We start from the raw sequence: 17,646 nt of genomic DNA, 5'->3' as shown, positions 1-17,646 counted from the left end.
TAGTGGAAAATGTGTAAGAGTAGAATTATAAAGTATATGTTTTTTTGTGATGGTGAGGGATTATATTGATCAATGTTATATTATTGATATAGTATCTTCAGTATTTTTGAGTTTTTGATCCTATGTTAGTTATATGTTGTTGAAGATAATGTTATATTTAATTGTGATATGCATTTCTGATATAGTGATTCTTAATACTTTTAGTAACTGTAACATTTTTCTAATGTGTAATTTTGTATGAATATTGTTGTTTGCTTTCAATATTACGAAAAAGCTGTATAATAGAGGAAATTGTTAAATGGTTACTAATATATAATGAGTTTAGTTAATACTATTAGACATCTTATAATAGAAAAATTATCTATATTAAATATTGATCAGTTAGTTACAACAAATGACTTGATGTTAAATAAATTAATAGTTGATTATCCTAATAATCCTGACTATGGAGATTTATATACTAATGCAGCACTAGTCCTAAGTAAATATGTCAAAAAAAGTCCTATGGATGTTGCAGAGATTTTAGTTAGTGAATTTTCTAAGATTAAAGAAATATCTGATATTAATGTTGTAAAACCTGGATTTATCAATTTTAATCTTTCTCTTGATATGTGGTATGGAGTTATAATTTCTATTAATAAATTACAGGAAGATTTTGGCAATGTTAATTTTGGTTGTGGTAAGAAGATAAATATAGAATTTGTATCTGCGAATCCAACTGGGCCAATGCATATTGGTCATGCACGTGGTGCTATATTTGGTGATGTACTTGCTAACTTATTGGAGAAAGTAGGATATCAGGTTATTAGGGAGTATTATATTAATGATGCAGGTACACAAATAGATGTATTAGTTGAATCTGTATATTTGAGGTATAAGGAAGCTATAGGTGAAAACATTATAATAGGCAGTGGCTTGTATCCTGGGTTATATTTGAAAGATGTTGGGCAATTATTATATCAAAGGTATGGTGAAGATCTGTTAGAAATGGATGATAATCAAAGAAAACAGATTATACGTGATGTATCCTTAACATATCTCTTGAATCTAATTAAAGAAGATCTTGCATTATTAGGAATTAAGCATGATGTTTTTACATCAGAATCACAGTTGATAAGAGATAATGTTGTACAAAAGTGTGTAAAGCTTTTGCACGAGAAACAATTAATATATTATGGTGTTTTGGATCAACCTAAAGGTACAGAGGGTATAAATTGGAAACCTAGAACGCAGATGTTATTTAAATCTACTAATTTTGGAGATGATATAGATAGAGCTTTACAGAAGGCTGATGGTAGTTGGACGTATTTTGCAAATGATATAGCGTATCATTTTTATAAGATTTCGCGTGGTTTTAACCACATGATTTTAGAACTTGGATCTGATCATATTGGATATGTGAAAAGATTAAAAGCAGCTGTAAAAGCATTAAGTGATGGCAATGCAACAATTGACATAAAATTACATAATATTGTGAATTTTTTTGATAATGGCACTCAAGTTAAAATGTCAAAAAGGTCTGGAGAATTTTTAACTATTAGAGATGTTATAGAACAAGTAGGGAAAGATGTAGTTAGGTTTATAATGCTAACTCGTAAAAGTGATGTAGTTCTGGATTTTGATTTTGCAAAAGTGGTAGAACAATCTAGAAATAATCCTATATTTTATGTACAGTATGCCCACGCTCGTGTTCATTCACTTATACGTAATGCACCAAAAATTTTGGAAATAGAATTTGTAGATTTTTCTGTGTTGTCTTCTAAAGAAGAGATTCTATTAATTAAACTATTAGCAAAATGGCAACATATAATTGAGATATCAGCAAGAACTGCAGAACCACATCGTATAACATTTTACTTAATAGAAGTTGCGGAAGCGTTTCATACATTATGGGGTTATGGTAATAAGAGTACAGGTATGCGTTTTATCGTAGATGGTGATATAAATCTCACATCTGCGAGGATATATTTAGCAAAATCTGTTGGGTATATTATTGCGAGTGGTTTCAAAATATTTTCTGTAGTACCATTAAAAGAGATGAAGTAGTGGCAAGTTACTAATTGTATTGAGTTATAGTAGCTATTTATTTTTAATGAATACTATTGATAGTTATCAATAAATTTTTATAAACATTTTAATTCCTTATACAGGATATTATTTATTTGTATGTTTATAAAGAATTAGTATTTAAAGATATTGTAATTGAAAAGAATTGTGATATTGATATCTGTAAATTTATAATCATAGTCATTTCTTTTATAAATATTACATATAAATCATAATAAAGTATAAAATAATCAATATACAGGCTATAGACTATGATATTAAAACTACAACATTACAAATTATCAAGATATTTAAAAGTAATACATTTTTAGTTCTGATATCATAATATATGATTTTTATATATTAGTTGTTGTGTTTGTTATTGCTTCATAAGTCTTGAGCTAAGTTTCAGTGTTATACATAAAAGAATTTTTATGTATTTATAAGAAATGATAATGCTAAAAAATATGTTTATTTTTAGTTACTACTATTTTGATGGTTATCGATAAATTTATATAAGTGTTGTAATTTCATATATAAGGTATTAGTCATTTGTATGTTTATAAAAAATGAGTATTTAAAAATAATATAATAGATACTGTTTTTATATATTAGTAGCTATTCTTAGTGTTTATTATGTATCAATTTTAATATTATCATATAAAGTAAGAACTTGTATTGTTGTATACATAATAATATTAGTGTGATTTATGCAAAATAAGTTAGATAATGGTAGTGTTAATTATATATCGTATATTTTTATTGATTTATTACATACCATTTAGTTTGTGGATTGCATGTATAATGAAAGTATGTGTTGTTACTTTCTATTGTTAGTGTTATTATTAAGACAGTTCTTGTATGAAATGTGTGGTTATATTACACTACTTGTTAGTATGATGGAATGACATTTTACCTTTACTTAGTTTCTGTAAGTAAAGGTAAAATGGTTGGGTTTTTTATTTGTTATAGTCTGTACTTACGTAATTATAGATGAAGTCTACAGTCAATTCAAAAATATGCTGATTTAATAAAATAAAGTTAGATTAGTTGTAGTTTTGATACTATTATTTTGTATACTGTTGTTTTATTGTATCAGTTGTGTCATTTTTATTGTCTGTTATATTGAGTATCATTTATTTCTATTTAAGTATAGTGATTGATGTTTTATTTCATAAAATTTTACTAAACAAAATATTTACAACTAAAATTTAGTAGTTTTTTGTGATACCTAAATAGTGTATACTGTGCTTTCTGTAATTATCATATCTAATACTTGATCATGTGGTTCAGTAGGTACTTTATCACATAACTGTATGTCGTATGCTATTCCTATAGTTTGGCAGTGTGGTTTTAATTGAGCAATAGTACTGTCATAGTATCCACCACCAAAACCTAACCTATTTAACTTCTTATCAAAGGCAACTAAAGGTACTATTATAATATTTGGAGTAACAGAATTAGTAGTATTCCATTGATGAAATGACAGTATTTTACTATCTTGATTTATTATAGGAATTGCTACTATGTTACCTTTTTGTAATAGGTAGTGCATTAATGGTAAAACGTCTATTTCACCATCTATAGGCATGTATCCAGAAATAATATGTGATTTTTTGATTGTTACGTTATTTATATAGTTATTTAATAATGAGTAAGCTGCTTCTTTTTTATGAATAGTATCTTTTCTTAGTTTTCTATATTTTTTACGTAACTCAATTTTTTTGTAATTAATGTTTTCAATATTTTCCATACTCATACATAATAATACTCATTTACATAAGATAATGCACTGACAACTGCTGTGTCTACTCTTAATATTCTTGTTCCTAAAGATAATCCATCACAAAAAGTGTATGCAAAATTCAATTCTTCGGCTGAAAAACCACCTTCTGGTCCTATAATAATATGAATGTTCTCCTTATTTGTTAGAGTCTCTACTGGTTTTTTGCCTTTTCCTGTTTCGTCACAGATAATAAAATTGTTATTTGTTGTTTTTAGTTTTTTTAAATCAGTAAGACTGATTGGATTGGAGATTTCTGGTATATCAAGCCTTTCACATTGTTCAGAAGCTTCAATTGCCCACTTTTTACATTTTTCTAAATTTATATTACTAGTTGCTATATGTTGTGTATAAATTGGTTGTAAAACTGTAACACCCATTTCTGTTGCTTGCCTAATTATGTTAGGTAACGTGCTACTTTTGACAATTGCAAAACATAAGGTTAAATTCTTACTATACACTTGCTTTCTAGTTAGCTTATTTACTCGAATTTTAATGTTACTAGATAATTCATATATATCACATAGCCATTCCCCATCTTTACCATTGAATATCTTGATCTGATCACATTGTATTGCACGCATTACCTTATATATGTAGTGAGATACTAAAGTGTTTAGTGTAATAATAGAATGCTCGTTAATGGAATCAGTAACATATAACCTAACGTTTAATAATCTATTATACATCTATTTAATTTGTTACACTATTTCCCTTATTATTTCTAAAATATTGTTGACATGTCCAGCTACTTTTACATTACGCCAAATTCTTCGTATTATTCCATTTTTGTCTATCAGAAATGTTGAACGGTCTATTCCCATGTAGGATTTGCCAAACATATTTTTTTGTACCCAAGTACCATATTGTTGGGATAATTGGGAGTCTTCATCTGATATCAATTCGAATGATAGATTGTGTTTCTTTTTAAAATTTTCATGCGATCCTTCACTGTCTTTAGATATGCCAATAATCACTGTATCTAAATCAGCGAAATCATTAATTGCAGCTTCAAAATCCTTTGCTTCTCTAGTACAACCTGGAGTGTCATCTTTTGGATAAAAATATAAAACTATATTTTTAATTCCTTTATATGTGTTGAGACTTTTAAAGTATGGTGCTGTGTCTCCTATTTCTACTGTCATAAAACCTCACTGTAAATTTATTAAAACAATGCTATGAATATTAATATGAGTCAATAATTTTTACATATTTATAAACTGTGATTGCAGCTTACGCAAATATGTGTATAGTAAAAATTTTACATTCAATAACATATACTATGACAGAATATGACTCACAGTTAGTAGAAGGATCAGATTTCTCATTAGTGGAAGAAAGGGTATTGGAATTTTGGAAGAAGAATAATGTCTTTAAAAAGTCTGTAGAAAATCGTGATGAGAAAAGAAGATTTGTATTTTATGATGGCCCACCATTTGCTAATGGATTACCTCATTATGGTCACTTGCTTACTGGATTTATTAAGGATACAGTTGCACGCTATAAGACAATGGCAGGATTTAGAGTTGATAGGAGATTTGGATGGGATTGTCATGGATTGCCAGCTGAAATGCTTGCAGAAAAAGAATTAGGTGTGTCTGGTAAAGTAGCTATAGAGAAGTTTGGGATAGAAAAATTTAATCAGCATTGTCGTAGTTCCGTAATGAAATTCTCAAAAGAATGGAAACAATATGTTGACAGACAATCACGCTGGGTCGATTTTGATAATGATTACAAAACAATGGATTTACCTTTTATGGAATCTGTTATGTGGTCATTTTATCAGTTATGGCAAAAGGGACTTGTATATGAATCTATAAAGATAGTCCCATATAGTTGGGCGTGTCAGACACCACTGTCAAATTTTGAAACTAGAATGGATAATGCATATAGGCAAAAAACAAGTAAGACAGTAACTTTAGCATTTGAATTATTAGATAAACCAAAATCTCTTCTAGTGAATAATATCACATCATATAAAATTCTGGTGTGGACAACAACACCTTGGACTTTGCCTTGTAATCTTGCTTTAGCTATTAGTCCAAATATTAAATATTGTGGGGCAATTGTAAATAAAGAAATGTATATTTTTTCTAAGGCATATTTGAAAGATTTTGAGAGTCATTGTAAAAAAAATAACATAGAATATTCAGTATATAGTGGTGATATCTGTTATTCAAGTTTAGAATATTTGTCTTATAAGCCTGTATTTGATTATTTTATTGGTACGAAGAATACATTTAAAATTTTGGTCGCAGATTTTGTGATGGAAGGTGAGGGTACAGGGATAGTACATATAGCTCCAGGTTTTGGAGAAGATGATTTTGTACTATGTAAAAAACAAGGTATTCCGAATATTGATGATAAAGATACATCAAAGTTACTCTCAACAATTTGTCCAATAGATGATGGAGGGAAGTTTACTGATAAGATTTCAGATTTTGTGAATATGCATGTGTTTGATACTAATGATCAGATTATAAGTATGTTAAAGGGAAAAAATCTTTGTTTTAAAACGGATCAATATTTACATAATTATCCCCATTGTTGGCGTACTGATACTCCATTGATATATAGAGCAATGTCGTCTTGGTATGTTGAAGTTACAAAAATTAAAGATAAGATGATGGATCTGAATAAGACTGTAAATTGGATTCCTGGTCATATTCGTGCTGGACAATTTGGTAAATGGATTGAAAATGCTAAAGATTGGGCGATATCACGTAATAGATTCTGGGGTACTCCTTTACCAGTATGGAAGTCTGATAATCCTAATTATCCAAGAGTTGATGTATATGGATCAATAAAAAAAGTATTTGATGATGTAAAAGCATTAGAAGAAGATTTTGATATATCTATAGATGATTTACATCGTCCATATATTGATAGTTTAATACGTCCTAATCCTGATGATCCTACTGGTAAGTCAATGATGAGACGTGTTACTGATGTATTTGATTGTTGGTTTGAATCTGGATCAATGCCATATGCTCAACTTCATTATCCATTTGAGAATAAAGAGCTTTTTGAAAATTATTTTCCAGCAGATTTTATTACTGAATATATAGCTCAAACTAGAGGATGGTTTTATACATTATTTGTATTGTCTACAGCTTTATTTGATAAACCTCCATTTAAGAATTGTATATGTCATGGGGTAGTATTAGATACTCAAGGACAGAAATTGTCGAAAAGGCTTAATAATTATGCTGATCCAATGGAAATGTTTAAGCGGTATGGTTCTGATGCTATGCGTTTTCTAATGTTATCTCATACAGTATTACATGGTGGAGACTTATTATTAGATAAAGATGGTGTAATGATACGTGATGTACTGCGTAATGTGATAAAGCCAATATGGAATAGTTATAATTTTTTTACTATTTATGCTGAGATTGACAAAGTAAAAGCAAGAGTGATCAGTAGCATAAGTGAAGTATATAATATTATGGATAAATATATAATATGTGAGTGTATCAGTACTGTAAGGTCTATATTTAATTCTATGGAAGAGTTTGATCAGAATGCTGGTAATTGTGGGTATAATATAAAAGCTGCATGTAATAGCATTGTGCAATTTTTTGAGGTATTGAATAATTGGTATATAAGGAGATGTAGAAGTAGATTTTGGTCATCAGAGATTACTCAAGATAAGATAGATGCTTATAATACTCTGTATACTGTAATGTACTATATAATAAAAGTATCAGCACCATTTTTACCAGCTATTACTGAAGCAATTTGGCAAGGATTGAATTTTCAAGAGGAAGAATCTGTACATTTATCATTATTACCTAGTATAGAACGTATTACGTTAGAAGATGAGGATAGAAAAAATATACAATATATGAAACTTATCATCAATATATGCAGTTGTGTACTTTCTATTAGAAATGTTAAGAATATTAGAGTGAGACAACCTTTAAATAAGATTACTATATATGTTTATAATGATAATGATCTGTTAAATTTGCCCATAGAATATCAGAATATTTTGCTAGATGAAATAAATGTTAAAAATATAGTATTTAAGTCTAGTATTGAAGATATTGCATCATTTCAATTGAAGTTAAATTTTCCAGAATTGGGAAAAAGAATACCAGAAAAAGTGAAAAACTTGATATCATTATTAAAAAATAATCAGTGGGAAGTATTAGGAAATAATCAACTAATGCTTGGTGTTAAGGAAGGTGAGCACTATATATTAGATAGTAATGAATATATGTTAACTCTCAAAGTTCATAGCGAGTTTGGGTCTACTATTGTTCTAGACCAAAGTTTACTTGGAGTATTAGTATTAGATAATAGCCTTACTAATGAATTGATTATGGAAGGTATAGCAAGAGATGTTGTTAGGGTAATCCAGCAATCTAGGAAAGATAATAAGTTTAATATTTCTGATAAAATTGATGTAGTTATACAGACTGAGGATGTAATAGCTCAAGAGTCAGTAAAAATATGGTATGAATATATTATACAGCAAACTTTGTCATTATCACTTATTGTACAAGAGAATTTAAATAATGATGGCATGGCAGAATATTATAAAACTGCAATGAAAGATAGAAAATTAACTGTTTTTATCAAGAGATTATAGTTTTGTGAATAATATGTATAATTACTATATATGTTCTTTCTTAAAAAGATATTGTATTTGTTTCCAGTCTATTTTGTATTAGTTTTGTTAGATATAATTAGCTACAACTAAATGAATCAGTATTTAAGTACTTTTTTTAATTGAAAATAGGTATGGGCAGACTGTGTGAATTATATGGTAGTATTTTATGTTATTATAAAATGTTGTTACGTATTTCTGAGAGTATAATTTTGGTTTTTATTGATATAGCCTTTATTATTTTACAAATATTAGAGATCTTGTATTTTTTTAACAGATCTTGCTGGTGTTAGGTATAAACTGCATGTCCCAACATTATTAATGTGTGTAACATATGTACTAGTAGGTGTAAAATATTATTACTATGTGGTAAAAATTTTTCTACAAAATAGAATTGTAATTTTTGAGTGTTTAAATTCTGATATTGATTAGTACATAGTTTGTTTTAGTATTGATATCAAGAGTAATTTATAGAATGGTCTGTATTGGTTAATGTATAATACTAATATTAGTAACAATATTTTGCATTAGAACATATCTAATTTTTAGTCGAAATCTTATTGATTGTATATATTAATAAGGGCAAGTAGTAAAGAAATTATAGCTGCTTTTATATTAGTTTTATCGTATGACTACTTATCATAATTTATTTATTACTTAATATATATTTAATAACATACTGAATTTATATATTATCAAGATTTTTTAAAAGCCATAACAAATCAACCTTGGTTCAACTTCAATACTATTTGTTAACAGCAGTAATATTACTTGCCAAAATAATAATTGAAAATATAGATAGTTATTCTTATCTATAACAATCTCAAATAATGTAAGATTAAGTATGAATTCGATTAGAAAAATTTTGTGATTATATAGGTAAAAATTATTCCAATGCGTAATAATCTCAACACTGTTTAAAGTGTAAGTTTGTTGATTATAAGTGTTTCAAATTCTTAGATTTTTTAATGTTATATTATTTGTGATCATTCAGTAACTTAAGTTATATTGTAATATGTTAATATATTATTTTAGCAATATAATGTATGTCAGATAAATTGCTCATATGTATATTAAATTAATATACATATATAATGTATTGTAAGTATTAATTAAATCTTGATCTGAATTTATATAAAGCTATTCTATAAGTATAAGGACTAATTTATTAGTTATTAAATGTGATATGATAATAAAGTGCATAAGGTTTATTTTATATGATCAGTTGAGTATTTTACTTAAGTTGTATATGGTTAAAGTATTTATACAATAACTATTGATTGATTTTTCAATGCTTAAATATGATGTTAAAGTTGAAAATTTTTAAATATAAATGCAGTGTTATAAATATTTTGGAAAAAGTGATTGTTTTTACTGATATACAGTAAGTTATATATATAACTTAGTAATTTACATCATTATTAAGTGGTTTTTTATAGATGCGATGTGAGTTAAAAAATACTGATCAGATAAGGAAAAGCATTAGTAAAATAAAGTATTACATCAAAGAGACATTTAATAATATTTTGTTATGATATAAAATTATAAAATACCTTTGTTTCATATATTATGTAAAATTTTTGTTATATATACCTATATAAATTATATTCAATATTAAAGGAAGGAAGAATAGTGTTTGTATGCTATAATGTGAGGTTTTATATATATTGAATGGTTTATAATTGGAAAGTAATTTTTAGTTCAAGTTATATTTTAAGTGTGTTATAACTATAATTTCGTAATATAAGAATATACTAAAAAATTACTTTTTATCTTAGAGCGTAAGAGAATAATAGAAATTTCTGAGAAAGTTGTTGTATGTATCACACTCCTGTATTACTTAATGAAATGTTGGATATGTTATCTCCTCAAGATGGTAAAATATATGTTGATGCGACATTTGGTGCAGGAGGATATACTAAAGCAATTTTAAATTCTGCGGATTGTCAGGTTTATGCCATTGATCAGGATGAATGTACTAACATTTTTTATAAAGAATTATCTAATGATTTTCCAAGTAAAGTACATTTTTATATTAGTAAATTTAGTAGAATGCAACAAATATTGAATAGTGCTCAAATACACAAGGTAGATGGTGTTATATTTGATATAGGAGTTTCTTCTATGCAATTAGAAGATGCTAGTCGTGGTTTTTCTTTTTCTAAGAATGGGCCTCTTGATATGAGAATGAGTACTTTATCCTCTACTATTAATGCGCATATGTTTGTCAACACAATTTCTGAAAGAGAAATAGCTGATGTTATATATCAATATGGAGGGGAGAAGTATTCAAGAAAAATTGCAAGAGCTATTGTTAATGCTAGGAATAAAAACATAATAAATACTACGGGAGAACTTGCATCCATAGTACGATCTGTAGTTTCACGTAGTAAGAATCATGATATTGATCCGGCAACAAGAACTTTTCAGGCAATTAGAATATGGGTTAATAAAGAGTTGGAAGAATTAGAGCAAGGTATAGCTTGTGCTGCTAGTATATTAAATCAAGGTGGAAAAATTATAGTTATTTCGTTTCATTCTCTAGAAGATAGAATTGTAAAAGTGATGTTTAAGTCATTATGTAGTAAGAAATCTACAGATTTATTAAGTTCAGATTTAGAATTTCAGTTAATTAATAAAAAGGTAATTAGACCAACTATTCAGGAAGTACATAATAATCCTAGAGCTAGATCTGCAAAATTGCGTGCTATATTGAAAGTATGAAATTATATAATATAGGGATTATTTGTACATTTGAGTTTTCGTGGTTATATATAAAATGTAATTGATGTTTTAATAGTTATTTTAGGTATTAGTAATTTATCGTGTTAGTTAAAAAAAAATTTTTAATAATGCATTTTATATAGAATGTGGTTGTTCTTAATATAAAGTCTATTGTATCATTTTTTATATATTCTAATTATGTAGCTTATTATATAAGTCATTCTAAAATTGTCTTTATTATAAGTTTGATACTTATGAACTTATGGATTGTTATGTATTTTATGTGTCTGCATTAATTATATTAATCTGAAACTTTGCAATTTACCGATTAATGTTACTATTGCTAGTAAAGATTTATGTAAGTATCTATATATAATGTTTGCTGTAAATATAGTTTTGTATGTATTTAAGAAATAAAGCCTATAAATGTGTGAAAAAGTATAACTTATATTTGGATAATATAGGATATGTTACTGATAAGTTTATCTTTTTTCTATGGTTTACTGTTTGATATTTTTTTAATTCTAGTTTTAATATATTTGAGATAAGATACTAATCTGTATACTGTATTCTTATGATTTTTTAATACAAATATTACTATTGCTATTTTAAACTTGTGATATTCCCTTTTTTTTTTGTTTTGAATAATCTGTATATTGATATGTAATCTTTAGCATGTATATACTGTCAGAAAATAGTAGATGTAATACAAAGCTATTACTTTATTTACTATATAAGGTAACTGATTTGAATGTTCAATTTGTGTAATTTATAGTTTTGATATTGTATGATTAGTATGAACTATGATTCAATAAAATTGCTATATTAGTAACGTACTGACTATTTATTGTTGTTATGTGTGATACTATGTGTAGTATTGTAGAGTTTTACAATATATTATTCTTAAACGTATATATGAACTGGTGTATTTTAGTGTGAATTATATTGGTTAGCCATACTAATTTATTGTAAAAATGGCTATTTTTGTTTGTTATAGTGTAAAATTATCTGATATGTCTAGGTGTTAAGTAACGAATTTTATAAATATAATTTTGTTCAGTAGGCGCATATGCTATTTGCAGTATGAATAAATTTATTTATTACTTTGTTTATTTAAATGTCTTTATATTTGGGGTAGTGTAATTATTACCGAGATGGTGAATATGATAATATCCGTGATTATAATGTTTAATATATTAAGTTTATAAAAATGAGTTAGATATGATAGTCTAATGTATTATGTATCTTATATAATGTAAAACCATGAGTTTGTATGAGATATTTGTAAATGTAATGTTAAGGAAACGTCTATAAAGAATTGAGGTACAGCCTTATTAAGAGGTATCAATGCTATTAATTAAGTATACTTTAATTGGTGACAAATACTTATGCTTAGTAGATATTATATGTTGAATGGATCGTATACGAATGGTTTATTCTTAGGGTTATTTTTATTTATGTATTTTATTAAACTTGAAAGAATATGATATCTACTTTCTTGAATGGATGATGTGAATACTTCTTTTTTTGTATGATCAGAAAGCAAGTGCTTTTTTTTAGATATTTCTTTCTGATCAAGTAAGTCACATTTGTTTAACAATATAAATTCTGTTTTTTCAGTTAATGCTTTACTGTAAAGTAATAACTCGTTTCTAATGCACTCATATGATTCTATTATATCTTCTAATGTGCAGTCTATAATGTGTAATAATATAGAACATCGTTCTATATGTTTTAAAAACTTGTCTCCTATTCCATGGCCTAAATGGGCTCCTGGAATTAATCCTGGTATATCAGCTAAAACTAATTCTGTATTATCAATGAAAGCAACTCCTAATTCTGGTTCTAATGTTGTAAAAGGGTAGTTTGCTATTTTTGTTTTTGAATCGGTACATGAAGCTAAAAAACTTGATTTGCCTGCATTTGGTAAACCTATAATTCCGATGTCAGAGATAATTTTTAATTTCAATATAACCCACTTTTCTTCTCCTTGTTCACCAAGTGTGAAATGTCTTGGTGCTCTGTTAGTGGAAGTTTTATATTTGGAATTGCCTATGCCACCTTTACCGCCTTGTGCTGCTATAAATTGTTGATTTTCAGAATTAAGGTCAATAATTAGTGTATCTTCTTCATCATATATCTGTGTTCCTATCGGTACTTCTACGATAATATCTTTTCCTGATGATCCAAATTTGTTTTTTCCTGTTCCGGGATGTCCATTTTCTGCTTTTATATGCTGTTTATACTTAAAGTATATTAAAGTATTAACGTGATGACTTGTAATGAATATTATATTTCCACCATTACCTCCATTACCACCATCAGGTCCACCAAATTCGATAAACTTCTCACGACGGAAACTACTACATCCATCTCCACCTTTTCCTGCCTTTAAATAGACCTTTGCTTCATCAATAAAGCTCATAGCATTCCTTGATATGTTGCTGAAGTACCTAATAGTTTCTCTATGTACAATAATTCATTGTATTTTGCTAGTCGTTCAGATCTTGATAGGGATCCTGTTTTTATTTGTCCAGAGTTTACAGCTACAGCTATATGAGAAATTGTAGTATCATTTGTTTCTCCTGATCTATGGGATATTATTACGTTGTAATTGTGTTGTTGAGCAAGTCTTATAGCATTTAATGTTTCAGTTAAAGTACCGATTTGATTTGGTTTTATTAATACTGCATTTGCCATGTTATTATCAATCCCATTTTTAATCAGTTGACAGTTAGTTACAAATAGATCATCTCCGACTATTTGTATTTTATCTCCTAATTCTTTTGTTATCATTTTCCACCCTATTATATCTTCTTCTGCGATTGGATCTTCAAGGGATATAATGGGATATTGACTAACTATATTTTTATAGTATTGAACTAATTCACTAGTACTGAGTTCATAATCTGAAAATTTATACTTTTCATTTTTGTAAAAAGTAGATGCTGCAATATCCAACCCCAGTGAAAAATCTTTGTATACTTTGTATCCTGATTTTTCTATGGCATCTATGATAAGCTCAAATACTTCTGTGTTATCCTTTATGTTAGGAGCAAAGCCTCCTTCATCTCCTACATTAGTGTTATATTGTTTTTGTTTTAGAATTTTTTTTAATGTGTGAAATACTTCAGATGACATTTGTATTGCATCTTCAAATGTATTAGCCCCATGTGGAATAATCATAAATTCTTGAAAATCTAAATTATTGTCTGCATGCATTCCACCATTTATTATATTAATAAGAGGAGTTGGCAAGACTTTTGCTGTAATTCCCCCTAAGTATTGGTATAGTGGAACATTCAATGCTGAAGCTGTAGCTTTTGCTACTGCTAATGATATTGCAAGTGTAGCATTTGCCCCGACTCTTGACTTATTACTTGTACCATCTATTTCAATTAATGCATTGTCTATTTTTTCTTGATTTAAAGTTTCTATTTTTATGATTTTTGGACCAATGTCTGAGTTAATCAAGTTTATTGCTTTTGTAACTCCGTATCCATGATAATAATCCGGATTATTATCTCGTAATTCTACAGCTTCAAATTTTCCTACGGATGCTCCTGATGGTACACAAGCTTTTGCTAGTACATGATTTGATAATGTTACTTGTACTTCTATAGTAGGATATCCTCTGCTATCTAGGATTTGTCTGGCTGATATATCGTTAATTTTTATGTTGGACACAATGTACCTTATTAATGATTTAGTTTTTTAGATGATAATAACTTTCATATATGATGTAAATGTGTATTCTGAGTGTTGACTTAATTTAAAATTATAATATTATTGACAGGCTATGTTATGTTACACAGAATTAGCTAAGGTTTTTTAAGAGCACTATAGAGTATTTATTATGTTTGCTATTGTTGAAACTGGTGGAAAGCAATATAAAGTAAAAGAACAAGATGTTATAAGGGTAGAAAAGTTAAGTGCAAGTATAGGAGAAGAAGTTACTTTAAATAAAATTATTGCATTGACTGATCTAAATGATAAGGTTATTTTTACACAAAATGCGAGTGTTACAGCATCAGTTCTTGAGCAATGTAGGAATGATAAAGTAATAATATTTAAAAAAAGACGCCGTAAGAATTATAGGCGTAAAAATGGTCATAGGCAGTATATGACTGTCTTACGCATTACTAAGATAAATAATATGGAGTAAAGATATATGGCTACGAAGAAATCTGGTGGTAGTTCCAGTAATGGTAGGGATTCGAGAGGTAGACGGTTAGGTGTGAAAAAGTTTGGTAGCGAAAAAGTAATTCCCGGTAATATTATTATACGTCAAAGAGGTACCAAGTATCATCCTGGTAAGAATGTAGGTATTGGAAAAGATCATACTATTTTTTCTAAAATATCAGGTGTTGTGTACTTTAGGAGGGGAGCATCAAATAAAACATTTGTTGATGTATTAGAAGTTAGCTCTGCTTCGTAATATGTTATTTTCATTGGGCTTGTAGCTCAGGTGGTTAGAGCGCACGCCTGATAAGCGTGAGGTCGGCAGTTCAACTCTTCCCAGGCCCACCAGTTGTGTTGTTATTTTAGTAAAAATTATATATTTCTATTGTACTTATTAGATAGCAGTTATAAGGTTTTAATATATAACATGAATGTGTTTATGTTAAGTAGCTGTTGGTTCCACTTATTAGTTCTTATTTATTAAAAGCTTTATGTTAGAAAATAAAAACAAAGTATTTACTAATCTTGGTGGTCAGGATTCTCCATTTTTAAAATCTGCAAAAAGTAGGGGCATTTGGAGTAATACACTGGATATACTAAATTTAGGGTCAGAATACATTATTCAAGAAGTAAAAAAATCTGGGTTGCGTGGTAGGGGTGGTGCAGGTTTTTCTACGGGACTTAAATGGAGTTTTATGCCAAAAACTAGAACGGAAGGACAACCAGCATATTTAGTTGTTAATGCGGATGAATCGGAACCTGGTACTTGTAAGGATCGTGATATATTGAGATATGAACCACATAGATTAATTGAAGGAATATTAATAGCTGGGTTTGCTATGAAAGTTACTACAGCTTATATTTATATCCGTGGTGAGTTTTATAATGAATATTTAGTGTTATCTGAAGCGCTTGAAGAGGCATATAAAGCAAAATTGATTGGAAAAAATGCATGTAAATCGGGTTATGACTTAGATATCTTTATTCATAGAGGTGCTGGGGCATATATTTGTGGAGAAGAAACTGCACAGCTTGAATCTTTAGAAGGGAGGAAGGGAATGCCAAGGTTGAAACCTCCATTTCCGGCTGCGATAGGATTATATGGCTGTCCTACTACTATTAATAACGTTGAAACTATTGCAAATATTGGTGAAATCTTAAGAAGAGGTAGTGACTGGTTTGCATCTTTGGGTAAAGAAAATAATACTGGTACTAAAATCTTCTGTATATCAGGACATGTTAATAATCCATGTAATGTAGAAGAAGAATTGGGTATTTCTATGAAAGATCTGATAGAAGAATATGCAGGAGGTGTTCGTGGAGGATGGGATAATTTATTAGCAGTAATACCAGGTGGTTCATCAGTACCTTTGCTTCCAAAATCTATTTGTGATACCATTACTATGGATTTTGATTCTTTAAGAGCAGTACAATCTGGATTAGGTACTGCAGGCTTGATAGTTATGGATAAATCTACAGATCTAATTGCAGCTATAGAAAGATTATCACATTTTTATATGCATGAGTCTTGTGGACAGTGTACACCATGTCGTGAAGGTACTGGTTGGATGTGGAGAATAATGAAGAAAATGGTTAAAGGAGATGCTACACATGATGATATTGATTTATTATTAAATATTAGTCATCAAATAGAAGGACATACGATCTGCGCTCTTGGTGATGCTGCAGCTTGGCCAGTACAGGGATTAATTAGACATTTTAGAGATGTGATTGAAGATAGAATAAATCATTATGTTAGGAAATCATAAAAAAATAGATCTATTTATTTAGATATTATCACATTGGAAGATCATTTGAAGGTAAACTTAATTCTTCAACATCTTATCACTGGTATATAAGCTATGGCATGTTATGTTGAGTATTATAATTATCTTGTAGTTTTGTGGTACTTGATAATATTTTATTATTTAAGTTTTTTATATTATAGAGATATAATTACTGATATAATCACCCTTAAGATTAGATCTATATAAAAGCCTCAGTTATTTTATCTTAAAGTAATTGTGAGTTCTTAATTATATATAGAGGTGATGGTTACTAGTTGTACTACTTTTAAATTATTGAGAGAGTATATAAGCTCTTTTCTTAAGGTAGCTTAGTATTGTATATATTATCTATGATGCTTATAGATATTTTGGCTAAAGTTAGTTGAAGTGCTTGCTAAGTAGATTTTTAATAAATAATATTTAGATGCACAATATTATTGTATTGTTTAATAATTAAGATAGACAATGCATTGTATGAACAGGATTTTATGTGTTTGTTTAACATGTAT

Annotated in this window: 11 protein-coding genes and 1 tRNA gene; 7 read left to right on the top strand and 5 right to left on the bottom strand. The window is 28.2% G+C overall.

Annotation, left to right across the window (positions count from 1 at the left end):
* Positions 1 to 315: 315 nt before the first annotated feature.
* Entirely contained in the window at positions 316 to 2,046 is a 1,731-nt protein-coding gene (gene argS, locus EDL80_RS02765; RefSeq protein WP_158406660.1) for an arginine--tRNA ligase, read from the top strand.
* A gap of 1,231 nt (positions 2,047 to 3,277) precedes the next feature.
* On the opposite strand, the gene EDL80_RS02760 is transcribed toward argS, so the two are convergent.
* The 3 genes from EDL80_RS02760 to EDL80_RS02750 are packed head-to-tail and all read right to left on the bottom strand — an operon-like array spanning position 3,278 to position 4,974.
* A complete protein-coding gene (locus EDL80_RS02760; RefSeq protein WP_158407092.1) occupies positions 3,278 to 3,799 on the bottom strand; it encodes a 5-formyltetrahydrofolate cyclo-ligase in 522 nt (173 codons plus the stop codon).
* A gap of 2 nt (positions 3,800 to 3,801) precedes the next feature.
* Positions 3,802 to 4,518 carry a 16S rRNA (uracil(1498)-N(3))-methyltransferase gene (locus EDL80_RS02755; protein ID WP_158406659.1) on the bottom strand — a complete coding sequence of 239 codons (717 nt, stop codon included), beginning with the start codon at positions 4,516 to 4,518 and terminating at the stop codon, positions 3,802 to 3,804.
* 12 nt (positions 4,519 to 4,530) lie between these two features.
* Positions 4,531 to 4,974, bottom strand: a complete 444-nt coding sequence (locus tag EDL80_RS02750) for a peroxiredoxin (protein ID WP_158406658.1) — start codon at positions 4,972 to 4,974, stop codon at positions 4,531 to 4,533.
* 137 nt (positions 4,975 to 5,111) lie between these two features.
* On the opposite strand from EDL80_RS02750, the gene ileS reads away from it, so the two are divergent.
* Positions 5,112 to 8,426 (top strand): isoleucine--tRNA ligase, encoded by a 3,315-nt coding sequence (ileS, locus tag EDL80_RS02745; RefSeq protein ID WP_158406657.1) that lies wholly within the window; start codon positions 5,112 to 5,114, stop codon positions 8,424 to 8,426.
* Between the two features lie 1,836 nt (positions 8,427 to 10,262).
* Positions 10,263 to 11,168 carry a 16S rRNA (cytosine(1402)-N(4))-methyltransferase RsmH gene (gene rsmH / locus EDL80_RS02740; RefSeq protein ID WP_158406656.1) on the top strand — a complete coding sequence of 302 codons (906 nt, stop codon included), beginning with the start codon at positions 10,263 to 10,265 and terminating at the stop codon, positions 11,166 to 11,168.
* A 1,402-nt stretch (positions 11,169 to 12,570) separates the two neighbouring features.
* Here the strand turns inward: rsmH and cgtA are convergent.
* A complete protein-coding gene (gene cgtA / locus EDL80_RS02735; RefSeq protein WP_158406655.1) occupies positions 12,571 to 13,593 on the bottom strand; it encodes an Obg family GTPase CgtA in 1,023 nt (340 codons plus the stop codon).
* Positions 13,590 to 14,855 carry a phosphopyruvate hydratase gene (eno, locus tag EDL80_RS02730; protein ID WP_158406654.1) on the bottom strand — a complete coding sequence of 422 codons (1,266 nt, stop codon included), beginning with the start codon at positions 14,853 to 14,855 and terminating at the stop codon, positions 13,590 to 13,592. The genes cgtA and eno overlap by 4 nt, the downstream gene beginning before the upstream one ends.
* Before the next feature lie 169 nt (positions 14,856 to 15,024).
* Between eno and rplU the strand changes: the two genes are divergently transcribed.
* The 4 genes from rplU to nuoF all read left to right on the top strand — a co-directional run bounded on the left by rplU (position 15,025) and on the right by nuoF (position 17,119).
* Positions 15,025 to 15,333 carry a 50S ribosomal protein L21 gene (gene rplU, locus EDL80_RS02725; protein ID WP_158406653.1) on the top strand — a complete coding sequence of 103 codons (309 nt, stop codon included), beginning with the start codon at positions 15,025 to 15,027 and terminating at the stop codon, positions 15,331 to 15,333.
* Between the two features lie 6 nt (positions 15,334 to 15,339).
* Entirely contained in the window at positions 15,340 to 15,606 is a 267-nt protein-coding gene (rpmA, locus tag EDL80_RS02720; RefSeq protein WP_158406652.1) for a 50S ribosomal protein L27, read from the top strand.
* Between the two features lie 15 nt (positions 15,607 to 15,621).
* A tRNA-Ile gene (locus EDL80_RS02715) sits at positions 15,622 to 15,698 on the top strand.
* A 143-nt stretch (positions 15,699 to 15,841) separates the two neighbouring features.
* Positions 15,842 to 17,119, top strand: a complete 1,278-nt coding sequence (gene nuoF / locus EDL80_RS02710) for an NADH-quinone oxidoreductase subunit NuoF (RefSeq protein ID WP_158406651.1) — start codon at positions 15,842 to 15,844, stop codon at positions 17,117 to 17,119.
* Positions 17,120 to 17,646 lie beyond the last annotated feature (527 nt).

The organism is Ehrlichia ruminantium (genome assembly GCF_009728835.1).
Classification (GTDB): domain Bacteria; phylum Pseudomonadota; class Alphaproteobacteria; order Rickettsiales; family Anaplasmataceae; genus Ehrlichia; species Ehrlichia ruminantium_B.
The sequence above is the reverse complement of the archived record's forward strand: the minus strand, read 5'-3'. Positions and strand labels throughout refer to the sequence as shown.

Coding starts and splice junctions, on each gene's coding strand:
- ileS (WP_158406657.1), top strand. CDS start 5,112: ATGACAGAATATGACTCACAGTTAGTAGAAGGATCAGATTTCTCATTA.
- EDL80_RS02750 (WP_158406658.1), bottom strand. CDS start 4,974: ATGACAGTAGAAATAGGAGACACAGCACCATACTTTAAAAGTCTCAAC.
- rpmA (WP_158406652.1), top strand. CDS start 15,340: ATGGCTACGAAGAAATCTGGTGGTAGTTCCAGTAATGGTAGGGATTCG.
- rsmH (WP_158406656.1), top strand. CDS start 10,263: ATGTATCACACTCCTGTATTACTTAATGAAATGTTGGATATGTTATCT.
- EDL80_RS02755 (WP_158406659.1), bottom strand. CDS start 4,518: ATGTATAATAGATTATTAAACGTTAGGTTATATGTTACTGATTCCATT.
- EDL80_RS02760 (WP_158407092.1), bottom strand. CDS start 3,799: ATGGAAAATATTGAAAACATTAATTACAAAAAAATTGAGTTACGTAAA.
- cgtA (WP_158406655.1), bottom strand. CDS start 13,593: ATGAGCTTTATTGATGAAGCAAAGGTCTATTTAAAGGCAGGAAAAGGT.
- rplU (WP_158406653.1), top strand. CDS start 15,025: ATGTTTGCTATTGTTGAAACTGGTGGAAAGCAATATAAAGTAAAAGAA.
- argS (WP_158406660.1), top strand. CDS start 316: ATGAGTTTAGTTAATACTATTAGACATCTTATAATAGAAAAATTATCT.
- nuoF (WP_158406651.1), top strand. CDS start 15,842: ATGTTAGAAAATAAAAACAAAGTATTTACTAATCTTGGTGGTCAGGAT.